Below are 2,180 nucleotides of genomic sequence, written 5' to 3'. Positions count from 1 at the left end.
GCTGGTACAACGCCCGCCGACGCCACTCCGGCATCGGCTACCTCAGTCCATTAGAGTACGAACGCCGCCAGCTCACACTGGCAGCCTGACCAACCAACCACCTGTCCGGGAAACGGGGTCAGCCTCACAACGCGCCCTCGGGAAACTCACCCCCGTCGAGTTTGAGACAATTTACACAACCGCACACGCGGCCTGAAAACCATCAACCCCAAGAGACAACCAAACTCTGGGCAGACCCGTCCGATAAACTCTCCGATACATATTTCGCCATTGGAAGTTTTACGGTTACTCGAACTAGCACTTCTTGTTACGCAGTTCATGATGAATACGATTTCGTCCCCGATCATTTTCCCAACCAGGCATACGCGGCCCAGTATCAGGCTGCTCAGTTAGGTGTTGCCCACACATTCCCGGTTGATTCATCAGGCTGTTTGTAAGGTAAGTGCATGCCGCTTCGCAGAACGCACGTATCCCTTTCCCGAGGTGCATGGGTGGCCATTAGCGTCCTCGTGCTTGGGTTACTACTCGTGGCCATATTTTCTCTAGTTATCCCTTTTGCAAACAAGACGGCATCTATGACCTCTGTTCAGAATGCTCTGACGAAACCCGAGCTTACGAACGGGGCAACCTACGTTTCGGGGAACGCACTCGAGATTGTTGGCCGGGAAAATGCCACTGTGGTGCTGAGGCTTTCACCTGAGGCGGGCTCGGAACTAGTCCAATCGGATGCCCCATTGCGGGGATGCACAGACGCCGTTTGTAGCGCAGACCCAACGTGGGCACCTGCAGATTCCCTGTCTTACTTCATTACCCCGGACTTGCAGAAGATTGATCCAAGTGGAAGTGCCGACAGCTGGATGTGTGCCTCAAAAACAAACCTCAAATCAACGGACTTCTTATTCCTTTGTTTTTCTGAGAAAAATCATCTTCTTTTTTTCAACGAGATAGCCTCCTAGGATTTCGGTAGGAACAGGAGGGTCCCGCACTTCCTTCCGAGACACGACCTGCGGCCAGTGCCTTTCCGATCTCGTGGGTGCAATTCATTGAACTCGGATGGCTGGTGGGGGCTGCTGAAGGTTCAGTTTCCGGTTGGTGTTGCCGATTTAGGCTGCTTGTAGAGCGGCTGTATTCAGTATCTCGAATTCGATTGGTGTGAGCTGGCCGAGTTGGCGAGTAGCGCTTGTGGGTAGCGGCAGTCTGGTCAGGTGGTAGCACGATTCCGGTAATACGGTAGCGGCGGGGGTTTGAGGGCTGGTCTGCTGTGAGGTGGCGGCGCATGGGGCGTTCGTCATCTCATCGTTAGGGGCGGGTTCGATATGGCGGACTATCGGAAAATCTTGGTGTTGTTGCTGGAGGGTCGCAGTTACCGTGACGTCGTCGAGGTCGCGGGTTGCTCGCACCGGGATGTGGCGCGGGTTGCGCAGGAGGTCCGGGAGCGGAGCGTTTCCTCGGCTACTGGGGTGAGCGATGCGGAGCTGGCGGAGTGGTTCCCCGACGGCCGGCGGAAAGTCTCGGAGGAGTACGACCAGCCTGACTTGTCGCGGGTGTTGGCGTCGATGAAGCAGAACCGGCATTTCACGTTGCTGTTGGCGTGGCGCCGGTATGTGGACACGAAGGACGTGGGTAAGAAGTAGGGGGCCCTTGAGAAAACGGAGCTTGGAGTACGGTAGGCGCGATTTTCGAGGGGGTTTGGCGTACTTCAGGCTCCGTTCTCGTTAGCGCTGAGGGCGTGGTGTGGTCCGGAGCGGCCGGTAGTGGCCGGGTCGGGTGGGGTTGCGCCAGGTGTAGTTGCCGGTGAGGTTGATGTGTTCCCAGCCGAGCGGGGACAGGTGTTGGAGCAGCGCGGGGTTCACCTGGTCGCTGTTGTTTTGGAGGGCTTGGATTGCTCGGTCGAGGTAGACGGTGTTCCAGAGCACGATTGCTGCGGTGACGAGGTTGAGTCCAGAGGTGCGGTAGCGCTGTTGTTCGAAGGATCGGTCTGTTGACGCCGACCGAATGTGATGCCGTTTCTGCCGATTGAAAACAGGGCCACCTAGCCACTATGGAAGGTGATTGGGCTGCTTCGCTGATTTCGGACAGCGGAGTTGATGGTTTCTCTTACGCTGCCAATGCTGGCTGCTGGTAACTGTAGTGGACCTCGTTGGGCCTGCGGTAGCCGAGTGCGGAGTGTCGACGACGAC

General features: G+C 57.0%; 3 protein-coding genes. 2 read left to right on the top strand and 1 reads right to left on the bottom strand.

Features of this window, described 5'->3' with window-relative positions; all coding sequences use genetic code 11:
- Positions 1 to 89, top strand: an 89-nt coding sequence (locus tag B7R24_RS18480; protein ID WP_367302594.1) for an IS3 family transposase, incomplete at its 5' end; no start/stop codon positions are given.
- A 1,227-nt stretch (positions 90 to 1,316) separates the two neighbouring features.
- Positions 1,317 to 1,634: a hypothetical protein gene (locus B7R24_RS16775; protein WP_116420215.1), complete on the top strand. Its 318-nt coding sequence runs from the start codon at positions 1,317 to 1,319 to the stop codon at positions 1,632 to 1,634.
- Positions 1,635 to 1,715: 81 nt separating this feature from the next.
- On the opposite strand, the gene B7R24_RS16770 is transcribed toward B7R24_RS16775, so the two are convergent.
- The gene (locus tag B7R24_RS16770) at positions 1,716 to 1,997 is read right to left on the bottom strand and encodes a Tn3 family transposase (RefSeq protein WP_301182498.1); all 282 of its coding nucleotides are present in this window, start codon (positions 1,995 to 1,997) and stop codon (positions 1,716 to 1,718) included.
- Between the last annotated feature and the right edge of the window lie 183 nt (positions 1,998 to 2,180).

It is taken from the genome of Subtercola boreus, from assembly GCF_003399645.1.
In the GTDB taxonomy this organism is placed as follows: Bacteria; Actinomycetota; Actinomycetes; order Actinomycetales; family Microbacteriaceae; genus Subtercola; species Subtercola boreus_A.
This window is presented reverse-complemented; position numbering and strand designations above follow the sequence as displayed.